The 21613-nt window shown below is 59.9% G+C and carries 22 protein-coding genes and 1 pseudogene; 14 read left to right on the forward strand and 9 right to left on the reverse strand.

Annotation, left to right across the window (positions count from 1 at the left end):
- Positions 1-127 precede the first annotated feature (127 nt).
- Both ACNQPL_RS05570 and ACNQPL_RS05575 read left to right on the forward strand, forming a co-directional pair.
- Positions 128-1168, forward strand: a complete 1041-nt coding sequence (locus ACNQPL_RS05570) for an NADP(H)-dependent aldo-keto reductase (protein ID WP_416466167.1) — start codon at positions 128-130, stop codon at positions 1166-1168.
- Between the two features lie 210 nt (positions 1169-1378).
- A complete protein-coding gene (locus tag ACNQPL_RS05575) occupies positions 1379-2299 on the forward strand; it encodes a GlxA family transcriptional regulator (RefSeq protein WP_346615604.1) in 921 nt (306 codons plus the stop codon).
- 91 nt (positions 2300-2390) lie between these two features.
- Here the strand turns inward: ACNQPL_RS05575 and zapE are convergent, their stop codons facing one another.
- From zapE to ACNQPL_RS05590, 3 genes are all read right to left on the reverse strand, one after another.
- The gene (gene zapE, locus ACNQPL_RS05580) at positions 2391-3485 is read right to left on the reverse strand and encodes a cell division protein ZapE (RefSeq protein ID WP_346615553.1); all 1095 of its coding nucleotides are present in this window, start codon (positions 3483-3485) and stop codon (positions 2391-2393) included.
- Positions 3486-3669: 184 nt separating this feature from the next.
- Positions 3670-5013, reverse strand: a complete 1344-nt coding sequence (locus ACNQPL_RS05585; RefSeq protein ID WP_346615554.1) for a tryptophan--tRNA ligase — start codon at positions 5011-5013, stop codon at positions 3670-3672.
- 25 nt (positions 5014-5038) lie between these two features.
- Complete coding sequence (locus ACNQPL_RS05590; protein ID WP_346615555.1) at positions 5039-5674, reverse strand: alpha/beta hydrolase; 636 nt, start codon at positions 5672-5674, stop codon at positions 5039-5041.
- Between the two features lie 136 nt (positions 5675-5810).
- Between ACNQPL_RS05590 and ACNQPL_RS05595 the strand changes: the two genes are divergently transcribed.
- Positions 5811-6248 carry a YhcB family protein gene (locus ACNQPL_RS05595; RefSeq protein WP_346615556.1) on the forward strand — a complete coding sequence of 146 codons (438 nt, stop codon included), beginning with the start codon at positions 5811-5813 and terminating at the stop codon, positions 6246-6248.
- A 162-nt stretch (positions 6249-6410) separates the two neighbouring features.
- Here ACNQPL_RS05595 and ACNQPL_RS05600 read toward each other — a convergent pair whose 3' ends face one another.
- Positions 6411-7607, reverse strand: a complete 1197-nt coding sequence (locus ACNQPL_RS05600) for a methionine gamma-lyase (protein WP_416466168.1) — start codon at positions 7605-7607, stop codon at positions 6411-6413.
- A gap of 127 nt (positions 7608-7734) precedes the next feature.
- On the opposite strand from ACNQPL_RS05600, the gene ACNQPL_RS05605 reads away from it, so the two are divergent.
- The 10 genes and pseudogenes from ACNQPL_RS05605 (at position 7735) to ACNQPL_RS05650 (ending at position 13904) form a co-directional block, all read left to right on the forward strand.
- Positions 7735-8214 carry an Lrp/AsnC family transcriptional regulator gene (locus tag ACNQPL_RS05605; RefSeq protein WP_346615558.1) on the forward strand — a complete coding sequence of 160 codons (480 nt, stop codon included), beginning with the start codon at positions 7735-7737 and terminating at the stop codon, positions 8212-8214.
- 113 nt (positions 8215-8327) lie between these two features.
- A complete protein-coding gene (locus tag ACNQPL_RS05610; RefSeq protein ID WP_416466169.1) occupies positions 8328-10697 on the forward strand; it encodes an S-type pyocin domain-containing protein in 2370 nt (789 codons plus the stop codon).
- Positions 10694-10957, forward strand: coding sequence for a bacteriocin immunity protein (locus ACNQPL_RS05615; protein WP_346615560.1), 264 nt, complete (start codon positions 10694-10696; stop codon positions 10955-10957). The genes ACNQPL_RS05610 and ACNQPL_RS05615 overlap by 4 nt, the downstream gene beginning before the upstream one ends.
- A 148-nt stretch (positions 10958-11105) precedes the next feature.
- Positions 11106-11369 (forward strand): bacteriocin immunity protein, encoded by a 264-nt coding sequence (locus ACNQPL_RS05620; protein ID WP_416466170.1) that lies wholly within the window; start codon positions 11106-11108, stop codon positions 11367-11369.
- A 279-nt stretch (positions 11370-11648) separates the two neighbouring features.
- Entirely contained in the window at positions 11649-11840 is a 192-nt protein-coding gene (locus ACNQPL_RS05625) for a hypothetical protein (protein WP_416466249.1), read from the forward strand.
- A gap of 561 nt (positions 11841-12401) precedes the next feature.
- Positions 12402-12584 carry an S-type pyocin domain-containing protein gene (locus ACNQPL_RS05630; protein WP_416466250.1) on the forward strand — a complete coding sequence of 61 codons (183 nt, stop codon included), beginning with the start codon at positions 12402-12404 and terminating at the stop codon, positions 12582-12584.
- Positions 12581-12887 (forward strand): annotated as a pseudogene (locus tag ACNQPL_RS05635) (HNH endonuclease signature motif containing protein). The gene ACNQPL_RS05630 and the pseudogene ACNQPL_RS05635 overlap by 4 nt, the downstream one beginning before the upstream one ends.
- Positions 12884-13147 (forward strand): bacteriocin immunity protein, encoded by a 264-nt coding sequence (locus ACNQPL_RS05640; RefSeq protein WP_416466171.1) that lies wholly within the window; start codon positions 12884-12886, stop codon positions 13145-13147. The pseudogene ACNQPL_RS05635 and the gene ACNQPL_RS05640 overlap by 4 nt, the downstream one beginning before the upstream one ends.
- Positions 13148-13324: 177 nt before the next feature.
- Entirely contained in the window at positions 13325-13573 is a 249-nt protein-coding gene (locus tag ACNQPL_RS05645) for a hypothetical protein (RefSeq protein WP_416466172.1), read from the forward strand.
- 67 nt (positions 13574-13640) lie between these two features.
- A complete protein-coding gene (locus tag ACNQPL_RS05650) occupies positions 13641-13904 on the forward strand; it encodes a bacteriocin immunity protein (protein WP_416466173.1) in 264 nt (87 codons plus the stop codon).
- 534 nt (positions 13905-14438) lie between these two features.
- Here the strand turns inward: ACNQPL_RS05650 and cysN are convergent.
- The 3 genes from cysN to ACNQPL_RS05665 form a co-directional block, all read right to left on the reverse strand.
- Complete coding sequence (gene cysN, locus ACNQPL_RS05655; protein WP_346615563.1) at positions 14439-16340, reverse strand: sulfate adenylyltransferase subunit CysN; 1902 nt, start codon at positions 16338-16340, stop codon at positions 14439-14441.
- A 16-nt stretch (positions 16341-16356) separates the two neighbouring features.
- Entirely contained in the window at positions 16357-17274 is a 918-nt protein-coding gene (gene cysD / locus ACNQPL_RS05660) for a sulfate adenylyltransferase subunit CysD (protein ID WP_003251799.1), read from the reverse strand.
- Positions 17275-17521: 247 nt separating this feature from the next.
- Complete coding sequence (locus ACNQPL_RS05665; protein ID WP_346615564.1) at positions 17522-18280, reverse strand: Nif3-like dinuclear metal center hexameric protein; 759 nt, start codon at positions 18278-18280, stop codon at positions 17522-17524.
- A gap of 158 nt (positions 18281-18438) precedes the next feature.
- On the opposite strand from ACNQPL_RS05665, the gene algW reads away from it, so the two are divergent.
- Complete coding sequence (algW, locus tag ACNQPL_RS05670; RefSeq protein ID WP_346615565.1) at positions 18439-19602, forward strand: Do family serine endopeptidase AlgW; 1164 nt, start codon at positions 18439-18441, stop codon at positions 19600-19602.
- A 129-nt stretch (positions 19603-19731) separates the two neighbouring features.
- On the opposite strand, the gene ACNQPL_RS05675 is transcribed toward algW, so the two are convergent.
- Both ACNQPL_RS05675 and ACNQPL_RS05680 read right to left on the reverse strand, forming a co-directional pair.
- Positions 19732-20496, reverse strand: a complete 765-nt coding sequence (locus ACNQPL_RS05675) for an amino acid ABC transporter ATP-binding protein (protein ID WP_346615566.1) — start codon at positions 20494-20496, stop codon at positions 19732-19734.
- Between the two features lie 10 nt (positions 20497-20506).
- A complete protein-coding gene (locus tag ACNQPL_RS05680) occupies positions 20507-21604 on the reverse strand; it encodes an amino acid ABC transporter permease (protein ID WP_346615567.1) in 1098 nt (365 codons plus the stop codon).
- Between the last annotated feature and the right edge of the window lie 9 nt (positions 21605-21613).

Below are 21613 nucleotides of genomic sequence, written 5' to 3' on the forward strand. Positions count from 1 at the left end.
TTCGACGGGGTTCTTCCTGCGCGGCGGTGCATCACTCCCACCACACGGAGAGGTGCCGAATTATCCAGATTGCGCGAAAAATTTCAACCTGCTTTTATGGGCTTCTTTGCCAAGGAGTGTTTTCCCGATGGAATACCGCAAGCTCGGCCGTACCGATCTCGACGTCAGCGCCCTGTGCCTGGGCACCATGACCTGGGGCGAGCAGAACGACGAGGCCGAGGCCTTTGCCCAGATCAATCGAGCCAAGGCCAGCGGGGTCAACTTCATCGACACCGCCGAAATGTACCCGGTCCCTCCCCGCCCCGAAACCTACGCCGCCACCGAACGCATCATCGGCAACTGGTTCCGCCAGCACGGCGACCGCGATGACTGGATCCTGGCCAGCAAGGTGGCAGGCCCCGGCAACGGCATCAGCCATATCCGCGATGGCCAGCTCAAGCACAACCGCCAGCACATCGTTGCAGCCCTGGACGCCAGCCTCGAACGGCTAAGCACGGACCGCATCGACCTTTACCAGCTGCACTGGCCGGAACGCAGCACCAACTTCTTCGGCAAGCTGGGCTACCAGCATCTGCCACACGACCACTTCACCCCGCTGGAGGAAACCCTGGAAGTGCTCGATGAACAGGTGCGGGCGGGCAAGATCCGCCACATCGGCCTGTCCAACGAAACGCCGTGGGGCACCATGAAGTTCCTGCAGCTGGCGGAAAGCCGCGGCTGGCCGCGCGCGGTGTCGATCCAGAACCCGTACAACCTGCTCAACCGCAGCTTTGAAGTGGGCCTGGCGGAAGTGGCCATCCGCGAGCAGTGCGGCCTGTTGGCGTACTCGCCACTGGCTTTCGGCATGCTCTCGGGCAAATACGAGAACGGCGCGCGCCCGGAAAAAGGCCGCCTCACCCTGTTCAGCCGCTTCGCCCGCTACTCCAACCCGCAGACCGTGGCGGCCTGCAGCCGCTATGTGCAACTGGCCCGGGACCATGGCCTGGACCCGGCACAGATGGCACTGGCGTTCGTGACACGCCAGCCGTTCGTGACCAGCAACATCATGGGTGCCACCGACCTGGTGCAGCTGGAGAGCAACCTCAAGAGCGTGGAACTGAACCTGAGTGACGAGCTGTTGGCGGCTATCGAAGCGATCCATCAGGACCAGCCGAACCCTGCGCCGTAGCCGGGAAGGGGCCGCGTTGCGGCCCTTTCTCGACACAAGGCCGTTGCTACATTCTGCGGGGTAGACACAATCGCCAAAAAATAAGACGATCCAGCCGGTGATTGACCACTCTACCCTATAAGAACAATGACAATGATGTTTACCCAACCCTCCGCGTCGTTGCGGCGCGTCAGCATCCTGGCCATTGACAAGGTGTTCGCTTCGACCTTGATGCAGGCCAAGGATTTCTTCCACCTCGCCAGCCTGCGTTACAGCAAGCAGCTGGGCCTGGGCTTGCAGCCCATGTTCGAGATCAGCCTGGTGAGCCCGGACGGCCAGCCCGTGGACAGCTTCAGCAATGTGCAGCTGCCGGTCGATGGCGGCCTGGACGATGCCGATGTGATCATCCTCCCTGCCTTCTGGGAAGACTTCGACAACCTCTTGCAGCAGTACCCACAGGTGCTGCCATGGCTGCGCGCGCAGCATGCGCGGGGCGCCGTGCTCTGCGCCGAGGCCAGCGGGGTGTTCTGGCTGGCTGAGTCAGGCCTGCTCGACGGCAAGGAGGCGACTACCTACTGGCGCTTTTTCGCCAGTTTCGCCGAACGCTTCCCGAAGATCCGGCTGAACCAGGACAAGCACCTGACCGATGCCGACAACCTCTACTGCGCTGGCGGCACCACTTCGGCCTGCGACCTGTACATCTACCTGATCGAGCGTTTCTGCGGCGCCAACGTCGCCCGTGCCGTGGCCCGCGACATTCTCTATGAGGTGCAACGCAACTACACCCCTGGCCGCATGGGCTTTGGTGGCCAGAAGCTGCACCAGGACCTGATCATCCTGCAGATCCAGCATTGGCTGGAGGAACACTTCGCCGACAAGTTCCGCTTCGAGGACGTCGCCCGCAACCATGGCATGAGCATTCGCAACTTCATGCGTCGTTTCCAGGGCGCGACCGGCGACAAGCCATTGCATTACCTGCAGCGGCTACGGATCGAAACGGCCAAGGGGTTGCTGTCCAGTACGCGCAAGAGCATCAAGACCATCAGTTATGAGGTCGGCTACGACGATGCCAGCTTCTTCGCGCGGCTGTTCCGCCAGCATACGGAGTTGTCGCCGAACCAGTATCGGCAGCAATTCATGCAAGAGGCCTGAAATGGCTGGGGCCGATGTGTGAGCGGGCAAGCCCGCTCACACACCGATCACGCAAGCTTGAGCAAGACAGTTGCTCCCACAACTGTAATGATTACGGCTTGTGCGCGCGCGACAGGAATTCGTGCGACTGCATTTCCAGCAACCGGCTCAGGGTACGCTGGAACTCGAACGCCAGCCGGCCACCGGTGTACAGGTCTTTGAGCTCCACCTCAGCCGAAATGATCAGCTTGACGTTGCGGTCGTAGAACTCGTCCACCATGTTGATGAAGCGCCGGGCGATGTCGTCGGTGGCGACACTCATCTGCTCGACGTTGCTCAGCAGCACGGCATGGAAGATCTTGCCCAGTTCGATGTAGTCGTTCTGGCTGCGCGGCCCGTCACACAGGGCGCGGAAGTCGAACCAGGCGACGTCGTCACAGGTACGCAGGGCGTGGATCGGGCGGTTTTCGATCATCAGTACGTCATTGTCGACAGCCTGGGTGCACTCCGGCGTCAGCGCCTTGAAGCTTGCACGCATGCTCTGCTCGGCCGCCTCGTTCAACGGGTAGTGGAACAACTCGGCCTGCTCCAGGTGACGCAGGCGGTAGTCGACGCCGCTGTCGACGTTCACCACGTCGGTGTACTGCTTGATCATGGCGATGGCCGGCAAGAAGCGCGCACGTTGCAGGCCGTCCTTGTACAAGCCGTCCGGGACGATGTTGGAGGTCGCCACCAGCGATACGCCATTCTTGAACAGCTCTTCCATCAGGGTGCCGAGAATCATGGCATCGGTGATGTCGGAAACGAAGAATTCGTCGAAGCAGATCACCCGGGCTTCTTCACTGAAGCGCTTGGCAATGATGGTCAGCGGGTTCTTCTCACCCTTGAGGGTTTTCATTTCCTCGTGTACGCGCTTCATGAAGCGATGGAAGTGCGTACGCATCTTCTGCTTGAACGGCAGCGCCTCGAAGAAGGTATCGACCAGATAGGTCTTGCCTCGGCCTACCCCGCCCCAGAAATACAGGCCCTTGACCGGCGTCTGCTCCTTTTTGCCGAACAACTTGCCGAACACGCCGGGCTTGTTGTTCTGGGCCGCCACCAGGTCGTCGTACAGACGCTGGAGGTGACGCACCGCAGTTTCCTGCGCCGCATCATGGAAGAAGTCGGGACGTTTCAGATCTGCTTGATATCGTTCTAGGGGCGTCATGATTTCGTTAGCGAGGCAACAAAAAACGGGCCGTCACTGTAGCGACCGGCCCGCTTAATGGCAATCAGACTTGCGTCAAACTGTCTCAGTCCGCACGCAGTCCCTGTAGGAGCGGCTTCAGCCGCGAACACGGGCCAAGCCCGTGCCAGGCACCGCGGCGCCTGCTTCGCGGATAAATCCGCTCCTACAAAGGCTGGAGCGCTTCACGCAAGCGTTCGACGGCCGTGTCACGGGCTTCGGCGCTGTCGAACTGCGGCCCGTCTGCAACCTGCTCATCACCCAGCCACAGGCTGAAGCCCAGGCCTTCGACACGCACGTCGGCTTCGCCGCCCTGCTGCAATTGCTTGCTTACGGCACCCGCGCTCTTGCCGTCGGCGAAGCTGCGCGACAGCAAAAGTTGCTCGCCATCGGCGGCCAGCAAGCGGAAACGGAAGCTGCCGTCCTCATCACGGAAACTGACGAAACGCGCGCTCTTGGCGGCTTTTTTCTTCACTTCGGTCGTGGCCTGCACGCTGCTGCGGAACGAGCGCAGGCCAACGGCCTCGCGCAGTTGCTCGAGAAACGGCGTGGCGATCTTGCGCGCCTTGGTGGCGCCAGCCAGAAGGATGTCTTCCAGGTCCGCCGGGCGTGAAATCAGCTGGTGATAATGCTCGCGCTTCTCGGCCAGCTGGCCGTCGAGCAACTGGAACAGGCGCTGCTTGGCCTCACCCCAGCCCAGGCCCTGCAGCAGTTCTTCGCGGAACTCGGCACATTGCGCCGGCGACGAGAAGGCCTGGAACAGGGTGAACAGGTGCGAGTTGTCCGGGTCCTTGGCTTCGCCGGGCGCACGCGAATCGGTGACGATGCGCGAGATAGCGTCCTTCATGTCCTTGGCGCTGGTGAACAGCGGGATGGTGTTGTCGTAGCTCTTGGACATCTTGCGACCGTCCAGGCCCGGCAAGGTCGCCACGCTTTCCTCGATCACCGCCTCCGGCAGGGCGAAGAAGTCTTTGCCCTGGCCAAACAGGTGGTTGAAGCGCTGGCCGATATCACGGGCCATTTCCACGTGCTGGATCTGGTCGCGACCGACCGGCACCTTGTGAGCGTTGAACATCAGGATGTCCGCAGCCATCAGCACCGGGTAGCTGTACAAGCCCATGGTCACGCCGGCATCCGGGTCTTCGCCGGCCTCGAGGTTCTTGTCCACCGAAGCCTTGTAGGCGTGCGCGCGGTTGAGCAGGCCCTTGGCCGCAACGCAGGTCAGCAGCCAGGTCAGCTCGGGGATCTCGGGAATGTCGGACTGGCGGTAGAAGGTCACCTTGTCCGGGTCGAGGCCACCAGCCAGCCAGGTGGCGGCGATTTCAAGGCGCGAACGCTGAATGCGCAGCGGGTCGTCGCACTTGATCAGGGCGTGGTAGTCGGCCAGGAAGTAGAACGAATCGGCACCGGGCTGCTGGCTGGCGACGATGGCCGGGCGGATGGCGCCGGCGTAGTTGCCCAGGTGCGGGGTGCCGGTGGTGGTGATACCGGTGAGAATGCGCGTGGTCATGGGTGTTCGCTTATTCAGGCTTGGCTCAATTCGAAAGGCGCGGCAGCAGCAGATCCTTCAGATCGGTCAGCTTGCCATGGAAGAAGTGTCCGCATTCTGCCACTTTCAGCAGCTCATGGGGGCGCGACAGGCTGTCGGACCATTCGTAAACCAACTGCGGCGCGACGACTTCGTCGGCATCGGGCTGCACCACGGTGATCGGGCAACGCTGGGGCAGCGGGAACTCTGCGGTCAGGCGCATCACTGCCGGGGCAATCATGAACAGATGTTGCAGCGAGACATCGGCGCTTTCCAGCCGGCCCGCCAGGCTGGTAGCCACGAACCCACCGAACGAGAAGCCCATCAGCACCAGCGGCAATTGCGGATGTTTTTCACGCAGCCAGGCGGCGGCGGCCTCGGCATCAGCCACCTCGCCGGCGCCCATGTCATGGCTGCCGGCGCTCTGGCCCACGCCGCGGTAGTTGAAGCGCAGGGTCACGTAACCGGCATCACGCGCCGTGCGCTGAAGCGTCGAGACCACCTTGTTGAGCATGGTGCCGCCCTGGACCGGGTTGGGGTGGCAGATCAGCACCGCGCCGCGGGCGTCGGCCACGTCCAGGTACAAGGCTTCCAGCTGGCCGACAGGGCCGTCGATGAACAAGGGGGTTTCGCGGACAAGCAAGGCACTAACTCCGTGACCTCGAAGGGGGTCGATTCGTCTAGGTGAGGAATTCTGTTCTGATTTGCGATCGCTCGCGGTATACAGCGCAGGTCTGAGCCGTTAACGTAAAGCAAAGCCGTTTATAGAGGAAGGACTCGTGGAACTCTCGCTCCTTGTTTGGTTGTTGCCAACCCTGGCCCTGGTCATCGGTGTGGCGGTCGGTTTCATCGTGGCCCGCCTGCTGCCCAATGCGGCGCCCAGCAACACCCAGCGCCAACTGGATGACATCCAGAAGCGCTTCGACAGCTACCAGAACGAAGTGGTGACCCACTTCAACAGCACCGCCATGCTGGTCAAGAAACTGACCCAAAGCTACCAGGACGTGCAGGATCACCTGGCCGAAGGCGCCAACACCCTGGCCCTCGACGACGTCACCCGCCAGCGCCTGCTGGCTGCCCTGCACTCCGAAGCGGCCCAAGGCCCACGTGACCGCCTGACGCCGCCCCGCGACACCGCCGAAGTGCCTCGAGACTACGCGCCAAAGACGCCGAACTCGCCGGGCATGCTCGATGAGAGCTACGGGCTCAAGCGCTGATGCGCTGAAATGAAACAAGGCCTCGCGAGAGGCCTTTTTCTTGGGCTGGTTTTACCGGCCTCTTCGCAGGCAAGCCCGCCCCCACAGAAAAACCAGTGCCCTTGAGGCCCCCACTGTACCTGCAGGAGCCGGCTTGCCGGCGATAGGGCCAGACCAGGCCACCTATCTGCAAGACCCCAATGCCTGCTTCACATCCGCGATCAAGTCCTCGACATCCTCCAGCCCCACCGACAACCGCACCAACCCCTCCGAAATGCCATGGTGCGCACGCTCCTGCGGCGTATAGCTGGAATGCGTCATGCTCGCCGGGTGCTGGGCCAGCGACTCGGCATCGCCCAAACTCACCGCCCGCGCAAACAGCTGCAAGGCGTTCATGAAGCGCCGCCCCGCGTCGATCCCACCTTTGAGCTCGAACGCAATCATTCCACCTGGCAAGCGCATCTGGCGCTGGGCCAGCGCATGCTGTGCAAACGATGGCAACCCTGGGTAGTGGATCAGCTCGACCTGCGGTTGGCTTGCCAGAAACTGCGCCACCTGCTGCGCATTGGCGCAATGGCGGTCCATGCGCAAGGCCAAGGTCTTGATGCCCCGCATCAACAGCGAAGCGTCCTGCGCCGACAGCACCGCGCCGGTCATATCCTTCAGCCCTTCCAGGCGAATCCGGTCGATCAGCGCCTTGCGCCCGACCACCAGGCCCGCCGTGATATCACCATGGCCGCTCAGGTATTTTGTCGCGGAATGCACCACCAGGTCGGCCCCCATTTCCAGAGGCCGCTGCAAATAAGGTGTGCAATAGGTGTTGTCGACCACGATATGCACGTCATGCCCACGCGCTGCGTCGGCCACCCCTGCGATATCGACCAGTTGCATGTTGGGGTTGGCCGGGGTTTCGAAGTAGATCATCCGTGTCTTGCGGGTGATCGCTGCCTTGAGCGCCTCGATGTCGTTAAGGTCCACATGATGGATCTTGACCCCGAACTCGCCGATGCCATGGTGCAGGAAAGCAAACGTGCAGCCATATAACGTACGCCCAACGATCAGCTCGTCGCCCGGCCGTAGCAGCGTCCACATCGTCGAAGTGATGGCCCCCATCCCCGACGCCAATGCCAGCCCCGCCTCGCCCCCTTCCAGTGATGCCATGCGCTGTTCCAGCAGCGCCAACGTCGGGTTGGAAATGCGACTGTAGACGTGCCCGCCCTCCTCCCCGGCAAAGCACGCCGCACCGTATTCGACGGTAGGGAAGGCATAAGTGGCAGTCTGATACACCGGCGGCACCAAGGCGCCGCCGTGAGTAAGCGGGTCGTAGCCATGATGAATGGCGCGTGTGGAAAAACCGTTGTTGTTATGGGAGTCGCGCATGGCAACAGCCTCTGGTGGTTTGCTATAAGCTTATGCCACCGAGCTGCCCGAATTTTTCCAAAATTGCCCACGTATTCGCAGGTGTATTGGAACAAAAACAACAAAAAGCACACCAGGAGGGCAAACCATGCCTGCAAGCCTCGACCGCACCGACCGCGCCCTGCTCGCCGCCCTGCAGGACAACGCCCGCCTCACCGTTTCCGAACTTGCCGACCAGGTAGCATTGACCACCTCGCCCTGCTGGCGGCGGGTCAAACTGCTGGAGGACAACGGCTACATCACTGGCTACCAGGCGGTTCTTTCGCCCAAGTCACTGGGGTTCGGCGTCACCGCCTTCGTCAGCATCATGATGGATTCCCACACCAAGGACATGGCCTTGGCGTTCGAAAAGCGGCTGATGGAAATTCCCGAGATCGTGGCCTGCCACAACATCTCCGGGCGCTATGACTTCTTGCTGGAAATCCTGGCGCGGGACCTGGAGTCATTTGGCGAATTTACCCGGGAAGTACTGCAGCGGTTGCCGGGGGTGAAGGAGATTTACTCGAGTTTTTCCTACAAGGCGGTTAAGGAAAAACGCGTGATTCCCGTGTCGGAAACGCATATCTGAATCAGATCTTTCAAACCGGTCGGAACACTCCTACCGGTTGACAGGCCGCGCCTGACATACGGGAAAAACTGCCTGGAGCACGCTTGCCATGTAGCGATCAGGAGGATGACTACATGGCTCAAAATGACACCATTCACTTACAGAACTCGTACGTTGATGCATCCAGAACGCTGCATATCAATGAAGCCGTCTGGATCAGCGCCCATGCCCCCGACCGAACTCCGCTAAGCCCTTTGCCTGGCGGTGGAGGGCCAGGATACGGCGGCTGGGGCCTTGACGCCGGCCGACCTCGAGGTACCGGAGGGCCTCCACGGTTTAACCACGAAAAGGGCTGGCGAACAGCATTCGGCGATGAACATCAGGCTGTCAGTAACGGCTACGCCGAACAATACGCTCCTACCCTGCAACAACTTCCCACACAAATTGCCGCGGAGAGAGCGGCCATTCAGCAGCAGGCGCACACTGCAGCGACCAGCCCCACCCAGCTTATCGAACTTCAACAACAGTTGATCACGGCAAACGTGCAACAAAAGCGTACCGAATACCTGCAAACCGTGCCAACGGCAACCGGGTTCTACGGCGCCATTCCCTTTTATAAACGCTACGACTCATTTGCGACTCGGCTCAATGATGACGGCGCGTTCGATTTGACTAGCTCGCCCGAGGAGTGGGGCAGACTAATCTGGGAAACTTTCAATGCATCAATCGACGCTGCCTACAGGCTCCACCTTATTGCAGAGAAGCACCGAGCACTGGCCAGCGATTTCCCCGCATTGGCCCAGCAAGTAGACCAAGCAGAGCTTGCGCAGACACCGGTAGATCTGCCCCGGGCGATTGATCGCAGAGCCAGGCAAATTCAACTGGAGCAGCAAATATGCTTTGACTGCCTGCCAAATTTCGTGCAGCAGCAGTTGATGCAGTCCGCCCCTGTTCAGGAAACCGACACGCTCAGCCAACGACTTTCGCTATATCTAAATGCCACCCATGCACTTATAAGTGCCAAGCAATCAGAAACCCCTGCTTTCAGCGAGCCCAACCCGAATATTGTCGGGCCGTTATCCAAGCCGCAGACCGAAGCACTGCAGCACCTTGTCGATGAACAGGCCACGCGAAGAGCGGGACCGCTTTGGGCAGACTATCACCGAGCACTCTCGCTAACGGAGTCCATTCGGCATCTGGAATGGTTCAGCGGCGCCATGAGCGGCCTGGTTCAACGCGCCATAGAGGTGGAGCAACTACAAGCCAGGCATGTAGCCGAGCAAGCAACGGCCGAGCAAGCTGCACGGCTTCAGGCAGAGGCCGAGCGACTGGCTGCCGAACAAGCTGCACGACAACAAGCCGAGGCCGAACGGTTAGCCATCGAGGCCGAGCGTCAGAGACTTGAAGCGGCGCGGCAAAATATCAGCTACATCAACGAGGCCCGCGTCGCCTCTTCAATACCGAGCTTCATTCCTGTAGGTGCTGCGACATTCGGCATTGCCGAGGCCGCATCCACGGCTCTGCTGGCAGCGATCGCGGCGGCAGTTAGCCGAATGTCTGCGGCACTGGTATCCCTTCCCCCTCTTACCGTGGCGGTGCTGACTGCAGCCTGGCCATCAGCGCTCGGCAACGCTGAGCGGCGTTATCTGATCACCGCCCCTCTTTCCAGCCTCTCGCCTGCGGGCGGCCCGGACCTCGCAGCACTGGCCATGTCATCTGCCAGCGTCGACGTGCCGTATTTGCTCGCGGGGGATGAGAACGAGAACGAAATGGGGCTCTATGTAGTGCCGGGTGGCAAGCCGGTAGGGGTACGCGCGGCGACATTCGACAGCGAGCGGCAGGTTTACAGCCTCGCGCTGGACAATCCCCAGCGAATCCTGACATGGACGCCCGTGAGCGCGCCGGGCGATGAAGATGGAAACTCCACAAGCCTGCCTTCAGCACCACCGGGTACCGTCATTTATACCGGCAGCAGCCTGAACCCTGTAAGCACCGAGACGGAAAGCTACCCAGCGTTGGATTTACTGGATCAGGAACGGCTAATCATCACGTTCCCGATTGACTCGGGACTGCCGCCTATTCTGGTGGTGTTTAAAAGTCCACGCTATGAGCCGGGGACCGCTACAGGTGTCGGCATGCAGATAACGGGAACCTGGCTCGGAGACGGTACTCGGGAAAACGGCGCGTCAATCCCAGCACATATTGCTGACCGTCTCAGAGGTGCGGAATACAGAAATTTCGATGCATTCCGAACAAAATTCTGGAAGGCCATCGCTAATGATTCAGAGCTTTCGAAGCAATTTGACGAAAGAAGCTTGCGCCGGATGAGGAAAAACGGGAATGCTCCGCCAGTAGATGACAGTGACATCTACAGGAGTCAGGTATCTTTTGTGCTCCATCACTCCACGCCGATAAGTGAGGGCGGCGGAGTCTACGACATGGACAACATTAAAATCGTGACGCCGGTGGCTCATAATAGAATTCATTATGGAGACAACCAATGATATTTAAAGAAAAACTCAGCGACTATACAGAAGAAGAATTCCTGGACTTCCTGAACGAAATCGACAGAGCAAATGACGACGAGCCTGACGCTGTACTAGCTCCTCTGCTACTACATTTTAGAAAAATCACTGAACATCCATCTGGTATTAATCTATTGTACAAGCCTGCTTCCAGCAAGGATGGTGAGCCACAGGAAATACTCAGAATCGTCAAGGAATGGCGCCTAGCTAACGGTAGAGATAGCTTCAAGACGTCCTGACAAAGTTCACTCAGAGGTCCTGATAACTCAGGCCCTCTGACCTCCTCACGCGTGCAATTGAACATTCCTACACATCAGTAAAAAACGCCCCACAGCCAGGGATTGTTACGCCAGCGGCTCATCATAAGATTCATTATGGAGACAAGTCATGAGTATCAAGCCCAACTACAGCGATTATACAGAGTTGGAGTTCATTGAGTTTTTGAAGGAAATCTATCGCGCCAATGCCGAGGAGCCAGATGAGATACTAGATCCATTGCTGGAGCACTTTTCTGCACTGACCGAGCATCCTAGCGGTACAGACCTGATTTACTGGCCTGAAAATGATGAGCAGGGTGAGCTTGAAGCAGTTCTGAGCATTATCAAAGCGTGGCGTGCAGCTAACGGAAAACCTGGATTCAAGGAAAACTGAACGTACACCCCGCTCCGGCGGGGTGCCTCCCTTTGCAGTGAGAACACTCCTACAAACCCTTCAAAAAGAACCTACATCTAATGTAGCACGGTGAATATTTCCATCCTAAACAAGCAGAGCCATGATCTCGATATCACCCAACAGAGACGCGGACATGGAATTCCCACTACCCGAGCACATCGCAAACAAGCTTGCTGAGCAAACCTTCGAAAACTTTGACGATTCTCCCAAGCCTTCTGGCTGGCAATCGCCGAAGACCCCATCTACTCCCACCAATTCATCCCCTCCCAGCTCAACCGCATCAAACAGGGCTGGCCTCCCCTCGCGCCCTTCCGTGATACCGCAAAAGGCCTGCGTTCTTACCAGATCAGCCATCTCACCCCACCCGTATTCGGCGGCCTGATGTATGACGCCGACAACCTGCGCATCATGAGCGCCATGCAGTACGCGTTCTCTTCGGAGGTGGCGTGATAATCAGCCAAAAACAAAGCCTCGCGGACTACACCTATGCTGAGTTCGAGTCCCTAGTGGAAGAATTGCTGCAGGCTGCCGTCACCTCAGCTTTGCAAGATTGCCTACTGGAGCACTTCAGCTTGCATTGACCGAATCGGTCAGATTCCTCGGCGTCTATTCCAGCTGTACACAGGACCTGGCCCAACGCGCAGCTAAAGTCGAGCAATTGTTAGCACAACATACTGCAGCCCAAGAAGCTGCCCGACATCAGGCAGAGGCCGAGCCACTGGCTGCCGAGGAAGGGGCACGGCAACAGACAGAGGTCGAACTCCGACGTGTTGAAGCAGAGCGCCAACGTGTTAGCTACATCAATACAACTCAAACTGCCGCATCTGCGCCAACCCTCCGCCCCCTAGGCGCAGCGTCCTTAGCAATTGCCGAAACGGCTAGTGCAGCCCTTCTGGAAGCACTAAGTGCCGCAGTAAGGCGCTTCGCTGCAGCAGCTGCAATACCCATCAGCCCGTTGGCCGTAGGCGTGGAAACTCCACAAGCCTGCCTTCAGCACCACCGGGTACCGTCATTTATACCGGCAGCAGCCTGAACTATGTAAGCACCGAGACGGAAAGCTACCCAGCGTTGGATTTACTGGATCAGGAACGGCTAATCATCACGCTCCCGATTGACTCGGGACTGCCGCCTATTCTGGTGGTGTTTAAAAGTCCACGCTATGAGCCGGATCAGTCACAGGTGAAGGATCAATGATCGAAGGTGTCTGGCTTTCAGAGGATACGCGGAAAGCGGGCGCCGCAATTCCATCTGCAATTGCGGCCGTGTTGAGAGGACGGGAGTTTCGAGACTTTGATGCGTTCAGAAGCGAGTTCTGGAAAATCGTCGCCAACACACCAGTGTATTCAACGCAATTCAACACCGCCAATAATAAACTCATGAGCAATGCTCCACCATGTTATTCCAATTTCGGAAGGCGGATCCGTATACGACATAGACAACATCAAAGTGGTGACTCCAGAGGCTCACAACCGAATCCATTACGGGACATCTCAATGAAGGATAACAAGCAATTCTCCGAGTTCACAGAAGCTGAATTCCTCGAGCTAATCATCTCCATCACCGATCCTGCGGATGATGTAAGCGAGAAGGAACTGGACTCACGCATTTCTAAATTCAAAGAAATTTCAGAGCACCCAAGCGGATCCGACCTTATTTACTGGCCTGAAGCCGATGGTTTGGACACCCCCGAAGAAATTCTAAGAATTGTGAAAGAGTGGCGTGCCTCCAACCAGATGCCCGGACTGAAAATCCCTTGAGCCATACACCCCGCTTCGGCGGGGTGACACTTTTCGCTAGTACAACAGTAGCTTGGACCAAGATTATTCCTACTAGTCAGTAGGAAAACCCTTACGCCAGGCTAGGCGCCGTCAAGGTTCTAAATCCAGACAAGCGAAGTCATTATCTCAAGATCACCCACCGAGAGAGATGCCGTTATGGCCTACGACCTCCCAAACCACATCATTAAGAAACTGCCAGGTCGCTCCTTTAATAACTTCGACCAATTCTCCCAAACCTTCTGGCTGGCAATCGCCGAAGACCCCATCTACTCCCACCAATTCATCCCCTCCCAGCTCAACCGCATCAAACGGGGCTGGCCTCCCGCGCGCCCTTCCGTGATACCGCAAAAGGCCTGCGTTCTTACCAGATCTGCCATCTCACCCCACCCGAATTCGGCGGCCTGATGTATGACGCCGACAACCTGCGCATCATGAGCGTCATGCAGTACGCGCTCTCTTCGGAGGTGGCGTGGTGATCAGCCAGAAACAAAACCTCGCGGACGACACCTATGCCGAGTTCGAGTCCGTAGTGGAAGAATTGCTGCAGGCTGCCGGCACTTCAGCTTGGCAAGATCGCCTGCTGGAGCACTTCATCGCTGTAGCAGGCCACCCCGACGGCTCGGACCTCATCTACTACACCGAAACCGCACACGAATGCCGCGCCGAGCAGGTGATCGCACAGGTGGTGGCTTGGCGAAAATCGCAGGGACTTGCCTTGTTCAAGGATACGAAATGAGAAAAACTACACTCTTGTTGATCCCGATTTTGGCAGGATGCGTCCATGGGAGACCCCTGCTTTTACCTGATAAGCAGGACCTGAAGTTCGCTTGCGACATGGACCCCTATAAACAAGGGTGCGAGAGGCGAAGCGACTACGATCAGCATTTCAAATGGATTGAGGACAAGAAAGCCACCTGGCCCGAGGCTGTTGAATAGCGGCTTGGTCAACAGCGCGATCAGATCGGAGAGCGGTCATGAGCAGTGAGATAAAGCGGTATGAAAACGACTTAAAACGAAAGGTACAGCAAGCACTGAACAACTCTCCGGAACTGGTGCGACAAATACGGATAGTGAGCGATTGCGGGGATTTCTTTATGCGCAGCAGTCGTGAGGGTACCTCCTCAGGGGCTGAATAGACCCTTCGAGCACAACCTAGACCGAGCCAGCCCTTTCAACTTGTGCAACTGTCAACCCGTAACGGGTAGTGAGCCATGCACGCTGCATAAACAAAAAACCCCGCCGAAGCGGGGTTTGGCATGGCAGCCAGTACTTAGATCGCGCCACGCTGACGCAGCACATCCAGCACCAACTTCACGCCCTCGTCGACACTGGTGTTCTGGGTATCGATCACCAGGTCTGCATCCAGCGGCACATCGAACGGGAAGCTCTCACCCGGGATGTTGTCGCCACCAGCCGCATACAGGCCCTGCGGGTCACGCTCGCGGCACGCCAGCGGCGAGGCCTGAACGTAAACGGTCACCAGGCGCTCCTTGCCAATCAGTGCCTTGGCCTGTTCGCGGCCTTCGGCATCCGGGGCCACGAACGCGGCCAGGGTCAGCAGGCCGGCTTCGTTGAACTGGCGCGCCACATGGGCGGCGCGGCGCCAGTTCTCGGTGCGGCCAGCGCGGTCTTGTGGCAGGCCCTTGTTCAGGTCGTGGCGCAGGTTCTGCCCATCGAGCACGTACACCGCACGGCCCATGTCGAACAGCTTGCGCTCGACGGCGTAGGCCAGGGTGCTCTTGCCAGCGCCGGACAGGCCGCTGAACAGCACGGTGGCCGGCTGCTGGCCGAAGCGCAGCGCGCGCTCTTCGGTGGAAACGTGGGCCAGCTTGCCATGCTGACCGGTGCTGCCGTGTGGCAGCACTGGCGGGGCGATGATCATGCCGGCGCCGACGGTGCCGTTGGTCAGGCGGTCGATGACGATGAACGCACCGGTGGTGCGGTTGCTGTCGTAGCCGTCCAGGGCGATGGCGCTGTCAAGCGACACCTTGACGCGACCGATCTCGTTCAGTTGCAGCGCGCTGGCTGCGTCCTTCTCGAGCGTGTTCACATCGACCTTGTGGGTAATGCTTGCGATCGAGCCCGGCACATAGCTGGTGGCGCGCTTGATGTCGTATTTCTTGCCTGGGAGCATCGGCTCTTCGGCCATCCACACCAGCATGGCGTCGAACTGATCGGTCACCGGCGGCACGTTGTCGGCATGCACCAGCAGGTCGCCACGGGAGATGTCGATCTCGTCTTCCATGGTCAGGGTCACGGCCTGGCCTGGGCCGGCGTTTTCCAGTTCACCTTCGTAGGTGACGATCGATTTGACCCGGCTGCTCTTGCCCGAAGGCAGTACGACGATTTCGTCACCCTTGTGCACCACGCCGCTGGCGAGCGTGCCGGCGAAGCCGCGGAAGTTCAGGTTCGGGCGGTTGACGTACTGCACCGGGAAGCGCAGGTCGGTGAAGTTGCGGTCGGCCGCCACTTCCACGGTTTCGAGGATTTCCATCAGCGCAGGGCCGGTGTACCACGGCGAACGCTCGCTGCGGTTGACCACGTTGTCGCCCTTGAGCGCCGACATTGGCACGAAGTGCAGGCTGCTCGGGGTCAGGTTGATGGCCTCGGCAAACTTCAGGTAGTCAGCCTTGATTGCCTCGAAGACGCCTTCATCGAAGCCTTTGAGGTCCATCTTGTTGACCGCGACGACGATGTGCTTGATGCCCAGCAACGAGGCGATGTAGCTGTGGCGACGGGTCTGGGTCTGCACGCCATAGCGGGCATCGACCAGGATGATCGCCAGGTCACAGGTGGATGCACCGGTGGCCATGTTGCGGGTGTACTGCTCGTGGCCCGGGGTGTCGGCAATGATGAACTTGCGCTTGGCGGTGGAGAAGTAGCGGTAGGCGACATCGATGGTAATGCCCTGCTCACGCTCGGCCTGCAGGCCGTCGACCAGCAGCGCCAGGTCGACTTCTTCGCCGGTGGTGCCGGACTTCTTCGAATCACGGGTGATGGCTTCGAGGTGGTCCTCGTAGATCATCTTCGAATCGTGCAGCAGGCGCCCGATCAGGGTGCTCTTGCCGTCATCCACGTTGCCGCAGGTGAGGAAACGCAGCAGTTCTTTGCGCTCGTGCTGAGCCAGATAAGCGAGGATGTCTTCGCTGATCAAATCGGATTGGTGCGACATGGAGTAACCCTGAAAATTAGAAGTAGCCCTGACGTTTTTTGTCTTCCATGGAACCGGCGCCATCGTGGTCGATGACCCGGCCCTGGCGCTCGGAAGTGCGCGTCAGGAGCATTTCCTGAATGATGTCGGTCAGCGTTTCGGCTTCCGACTCGACAGCGCCCGTCAACGGGTAGCAACCGAGGGTACGGAAACGCACCTTCTTCTTGACGATGCGGGCTTTCTCTTCCTCGGAGAGGTGCTCGAGAATGCGCTCGTCGTCGATCATGATCAGGGTGCCGTTCTTCTCGATCACTTCACGCTCGGCGGCGAAGTACAGCGGCACGATCGGGATGCCTTCGAGGTAGATGTACTGCCAGATGTCCAGCTCGGTCCAGTTCGACAGCGGGAAGACGCGGATCGACTCGCCTTTGTTGACCTTGCCGTTGTACACGTTCCACAGCTCGGGGCGCTGGTTTTTCGGGTCCCAGCGGTGCTTGCTGTCACGGAACGAGTAGACGCGCTCCTTGGCCCGCGACTTCTCTTCGTCGCGGCGGGCTCCGCCGAAGGCGGCGTCGAAACCATGCTTGTCCAGTGCCTGCTTGAGGCCCTGGGTCTTCATGATGTCGGTGTGCTTGGAGCTGCCATGGGTGAACGGGTTGATGCCCTGCGCCACACCCTCGGGGTTGACGTGGGTGATCAGCTCCAGGCCCATTTCCTCGACCATCTTGTCGCGGAAGCTGTACATCTCCTGGAATTTCCACTGGGTGTCGACGTGCATCACCGGGAACGGCAGCTTGCCCGGGAAGAAGGCCTTGCGCGCCAGGTGCAGCATCACGGCGGAATCCTTGCCGATCGAGTACAGCATCACCGGGTTGTCGAACTCGGCGGCCACCTCGCGGATGATGTGGATGCTCTCCGCCTCCAGCTGTTTCAAGTGCGTCAGTTTGTCGACCATGGCTACTCACGAAAAACGATCTTATGGACGGCCTTCGGGCCGTGTTCGAGCGAGCCACTTTATCACAGCGGCTGATTCTATTTAGGCGCCGGGCTAGATCGAAAAGGTCTAACGATATGACTGAGGGTTTGGCTATCAATGCACCGCCCTACAGCTCACCCCCGGCTCCCATAAGCTCACCACACACCTTGAAGCCTGCAGTATTCCAGTGGGAGCCGGCTTGCCGGCGATGAGGCCGGAACAGGCCTCAGATCGGGTTCGGGCAATCGATGAACAGGTGCTCCACGGCAAAGCGCCGGGCCAGGTAATCCCCCAGCGCCTGCACACCATAACGCTCGGTGGCATGGTGCCCGGCCGCAATGAAACTGACACCGTTTTCGCGGGCGCTGTGGTAGGTCTGCTCGGACGCCTCGCCACTGATGAACAGGTCCACACCGGCCGCAATCGCGGTGTCGATGTAGCCCTGCCCGCCGCCGGTGCACCAGCCGACCCGGCGGATCATCGCGTCGCCTTCGACCAGCAGCGGCTCGCGCCCCATGACTTCCTGCACGCGACGGGCAAAATCCCGCGCGGTCATGGGCTCGGCCAGTGAGCCAACCAGCCCCACCACCTTGGGGTTTTCAGGGTCAAGCGGCCCTTCGACCGTGATGTCCAGCTGCCGCGCCAGTTGCACGTTGTTGCCGACTTCCGGGTGCACGTCCAGGGGCAGATGGAACGCCAGCAGGCTGATGTCGTGCTTGAGCAGGGTTTTCAAGCGGCGCTGCTTGATGCCGGTGATGCACGGGTTCTCGCCCTTCCAGAAATAGCCGTGGTGCACCAGTATCAGGTCGGCCTCGGCCTCGACCGCCGCATCCAGCAGCGCTTGGCTGGCGGTAACGCCGCTGACGATGCGGCTGACCTGCGGCCGGCCTTCGACCTGCAGGCCATTGGGGCAGTAATCCTGGATTTTCGCACTGCCCAGGTAGCGCTCGGCTTCCTCGACCAGGGTATTGAGGGCGACGGCCATGGAAAATCTCCTCGAAATCTGCACGTTCAACGGGAACAACGCCCGTATAATGGCCGCCATTATGGGCCGTCGCCGGCGTTGGGGAAACCGGTGTATGATCGCGCGCGTTTGCGCCCCGCCGCGCCATCATGGCTCTCGCCCACTCCCAGGATTCGTTCATGTTCAAGGCTTTGCGTTATTTTGGCTGGCCCCTGCTTACCGGCATTCTGATTGCCATGCTGATCATCCAGCGCTTCCCGCAATGGGTCGGCCTGCCGAGCCAGGACGTCAACCTGCAACAGGCGCCACAAACCACCCAGATCATGCAGGGCCCGGTGTCCTACGCCGATGCCGTGACCCTCGCCGCACCAGCGGTGGTCAACCTGTACACCACCAAAGTGGTGAACAAGAGCGCCCACCCTTTGTTCGAAGACCCGCAGTTCCGCCGCTTCTTTGGCGACAACCTGCCCAAGCAGCGGCGCTGGGAATCGAGCCTCGGCTCAGCGGTCATCATGAGCCCCGAGGGCTACCTGCTGACCAACAACCACGTCACCAGCGGCGCCGACCAGATCGTCGTGGCGCTCAAGGACGGCCGCGAAACCCTGGCCCGGGTGATCGGCAGCGACCCCGAAACCGACCTTGCGGTATTGAAGATCGACCTCAAGAGCCTGCCGGCGATCACCATCGGCCGTTCCGACAGCATTCACATCGGTGACGTCACCCTGGCCATCGGCAACCCCTTCGGCGTCGGCCAGACCGTCACCATGGGCATCATCAGCGCCACCGGCCGCAACCAGCTGGGCCTGAACAACTACGAAGACTTCATCCAGACCGACGCTGCGATCAACCCGGGCAACTCCGGCGGCGCGCTGGTCGATGCCAACGGCAACCTGGTCGGCATCAACACGGCGATCTTTTCCAAGTCCGGCGGTTCGCAGGGCATCGGCTTCGCCATCCCGGTGAAGCTGGCCCTGGAAGTGATGAAGTCGATCGTCGAGCACGGCCAGGTGATCCGTGGCTGGCTGGGTATCGAGGTGCAGCCGTTGAGCCAGGAGTTGGCCGAGTCGTTTGGCATGCAGGGGCGCCCGGGCATCGTGGTGGCGGGGATCTTCCGCGACGGCCCGGCGCAGAAGGCCGGGTTGCAACTGGGCGACGTGATCCTCAGCATCAACGGCGAACCGGCCGGTGACGGGCGCAAGTCGATGAACCAGGTGGCGCGGATCAAGCCCAACGAGAAGATCACCATCGAGGTGATGCGCAATGGGCAGCAGTTGAAGCTGATCGCCGAAGTGGGGCTGCGGCCGCCGCCTGCTCCGGCAGCTGCCCCAGAAGAAGAGAAATAACAGAAGGGCTGCTTTGCAGCCCATCGCCGGCAAGCCGGCTCCCACAAGTTCTGCGCCTATCCTGAGGGCGGCGCCGTACCTGTGGGAGCCGGCTCGCCGGCGATGGGCCGCAGAGCGGCCCCAGTTGCATCAGTGCAGGATCTGACTGAGGAAGAGTCTGGTGCGGTCACTGCGCGGCCGGTCGAAGAAATCATCCGGCGCCGCCTGCTCCACGATCTCCCCCTTGTCCATGAAGATCACCCGGTTCGCCACGGTGCGGGCAAAGCCCATCTCGTGGGTCACGCAGAGCATGGTCATGCCGTCCTCGGCCAGGCCGACCATGGTGTCGAGTACCTCCTTGACCATTTCCGGGTCCAACGCCGAAGTCGGCTCGTCGAACAGCATGATCTTCGGCTTCATGCACAGCGCCCGGGCAATCGCCACGCGCTGCTGCTGGCCACCGGACAACTGCCCCGGGAACTTGTGCGCCTGCTCCGGAATACGTACCCGCTCCAGGTAATGCATGGCGATTTCCTCGGCCTTGCGCCGCGGCATCTTGCGTACCCACATGGGCGCCAAGGTGCAGTTTTCGAGGATGGTCAGGTGCGGGAACAGGTTGAAGTGCTGGAACACCATGCCCACCTCGCGGCGGATTGCCTCGATCTGCTTCAGGTCGTTGGTCAGCTCCACGCCATCGACCACGATGCGGCCCTGCTGGTGTTCCTCCAGGCGGTTGAGGCAGCGGATGGTGGTGGACTTGCCCGAGCCGGACGGCCCGCACAGCACGATGCGTTCGCCCTGACGCACGTTCAGGTTGATGTCCTTGAGTACATGGAACTGGCCGTACCATTTGTTCACGCCCTGCATCTGGATGATGCCTTCGAGGCCAGCAGGCTGCTTGATCGCTTCACTCATTTCGAAACTCCTAACGCTTGTGGCCAGTGTCCAGCTTGCGCTCCAAGTGCATGGAGTAGCGGGACATACCGAAACAGAAGATCCAGAACACCAGGGCGGCAAACACGTAGCCCTCGGTAGCCATGCCCAGCCAGGCCGGGTCGGCGGCGGCTTGCTTGACGCTGTTGAGCAGGTCGAACAGGCCGATGATGATCACCAGGCTGGTGTCCTTGAACAGGGCAATGAAGGTGTTGACGATGCCGGGAATAACCAGTTTCAGGGCCTGCGGCAGGATCACCAGGCCCATCGAACGCCAGTAGCCCAGGCCCATGGCCGCGGCCGCTTCGTATTGCCCTTTGGGGATGGCCTGCAGGCCGCCGCGTACCACCTCGGCGATGTACGCCGACTGGAACAGGATCACGCCGATCATCGCCCGCAGCAGCTTGTCGAAACTCATGCCCTCGGGCAGGAACAACGGCAGCATCACCGACGACATGAACAGCACGGTGATCAACGGCACACCCCGCCAGAACTCGATAAAGGTCACGCAGACCACTTTCACCGCTGGCATCCGCGAACGGCGCCCAAGCGCCAGCAAGATACCGAGAGGCAAGGCCCCGACGATGCCCACGGTGGCAATCACCAAGGTCAACATCAGCCCGCCCCACTGGCTGGTAGGCACGCTTTCCAGGCCCAGGTAGCCGCCATGCAGCAGCGTGTAGGCGAGGATCGGGTACAGCACCAGAAAGCCCAGGCCGTACACGGCCTTGCGCGGGAAACGCTTGATGAACAAAGGTGCGGCGCCAAGCACGGCAAGCCACACGGTCAGGTCCACGCGCCAGCGCAGTTCGGCCGGGTAGTAGCCATACATGAACTGGCCGAAGCGCTGCTGGATGAACACCCAGCAGGCGCCCTCCTTGGTGCAATCGGCGCGCGTGGTGCCAACCCAGTTGGCGTCGATCAACGCCCACTGCAGCAACGGTGGCACGATCAACCACACCAGGTACACGGCGAACAGGGTCAGCAGGGTGTTGAGCCAACTGGAGAACAGGTTGGCACGCATCCAGGCGAATACGCCGACGGTTTTCACCGGTGGCGGCATGTCAGGTTTGAAAACATGAGCATTCACGGGCGTATC

This window comes from Pseudomonas sp. LFS044 (genome assembly GCF_047978245.1).
In the GTDB taxonomy this organism is placed as follows: Bacteria; Pseudomonadota; Gammaproteobacteria; order Pseudomonadales; family Pseudomonadaceae; genus Aquipseudomonas.

Bases quoted from the DNA above. Each gene is read 5' to 3' on its own strand.
- cysN (WP_346615563.1), bottom strand. From the start codon at position 16,340: ATGTCGCACCAATCCGATTTGATCAGCGAAGACATCCTCGCTTATCTG.
- ACNQPL_RS05585 (WP_346615554.1), bottom strand. From the start codon at position 5,013: ATGACCACGCGCATTCTCACCGGTATCACCACCACCGGCACCCCGCAC.
- ACNQPL_RS05610 (WP_416466169.1), top strand. From the start codon at position 8,328: ATGGCTCAAAATGACACCATTCACTTACAGAACTCGTACGTTGATGCA.
- ACNQPL_RS05575 (WP_346615604.1), top strand. From the start codon at position 1,379: ATGCAGGCCAAGGATTTCTTCCACCTCGCCAGCCTGCGTTACAGCAAG.
- ACNQPL_RS05615 (WP_346615560.1), top strand. From the start codon at position 10,694: ATGATATTTAAAGAAAAACTCAGCGACTATACAGAAGAAGAATTCCTG.
- ACNQPL_RS05640 (WP_416466171.1), top strand. From the start codon at position 12,884: ATGAAGGATAACAAGCAATTCTCCGAGTTCACAGAAGCTGAATTCCTC.
- ACNQPL_RS05605 (WP_346615558.1), top strand. From the start codon at position 7,735: ATGCCTGCAAGCCTCGACCGCACCGACCGCGCCCTGCTCGCCGCCCTG.
- cysD (WP_003251799.1), bottom strand. From the start codon at position 17,274: ATGGTCGACAAACTGACGCACTTGAAACAGCTGGAGGCGGAGAGCATC.
- ACNQPL_RS05570 (WP_416466167.1), top strand. From the start codon at position 128: ATGGAATACCGCAAGCTCGGCCGTACCGATCTCGACGTCAGCGCCCTG.
- ACNQPL_RS05645 (WP_416466172.1), top strand. From the start codon at position 13,325: ATGGCCTACGACCTCCCAAACCACATCATTAAGAAACTGCCAGGTCGC.
- ACNQPL_RS05600 (WP_416466168.1), bottom strand. From the start codon at position 7,607: ATGCGCGACTCCCATAACAACAACGGTTTTTCCACACGCGCCATTCAT.
- ACNQPL_RS05675 (WP_346615566.1), bottom strand. From the start codon at position 20,496: ATGAGTGAAGCGATCAAGCAGCCTGCTGGCCTCGAAGGCATCATCCAG.
- zapE (WP_346615553.1), bottom strand. From the start codon at position 3,485: ATGACGCCCCTAGAACGATATCAAGCAGATCTGAAACGTCCCGACTTC.
- algW (WP_346615565.1), top strand. From the start codon at position 18,439: ATGTTCAAGGCTTTGCGTTATTTTGGCTGGCCCCTGCTTACCGGCATT.
- ACNQPL_RS05620 (WP_416466170.1), top strand. From the start codon at position 11,106: ATGAGTATCAAGCCCAACTACAGCGATTATACAGAGTTGGAGTTCATT.
- ACNQPL_RS05665 (WP_346615564.1), bottom strand. From the start codon at position 18,280: ATGGCCGTCGCCCTCAATACCCTGGTCGAGGAAGCCGAGCGCTACCTG.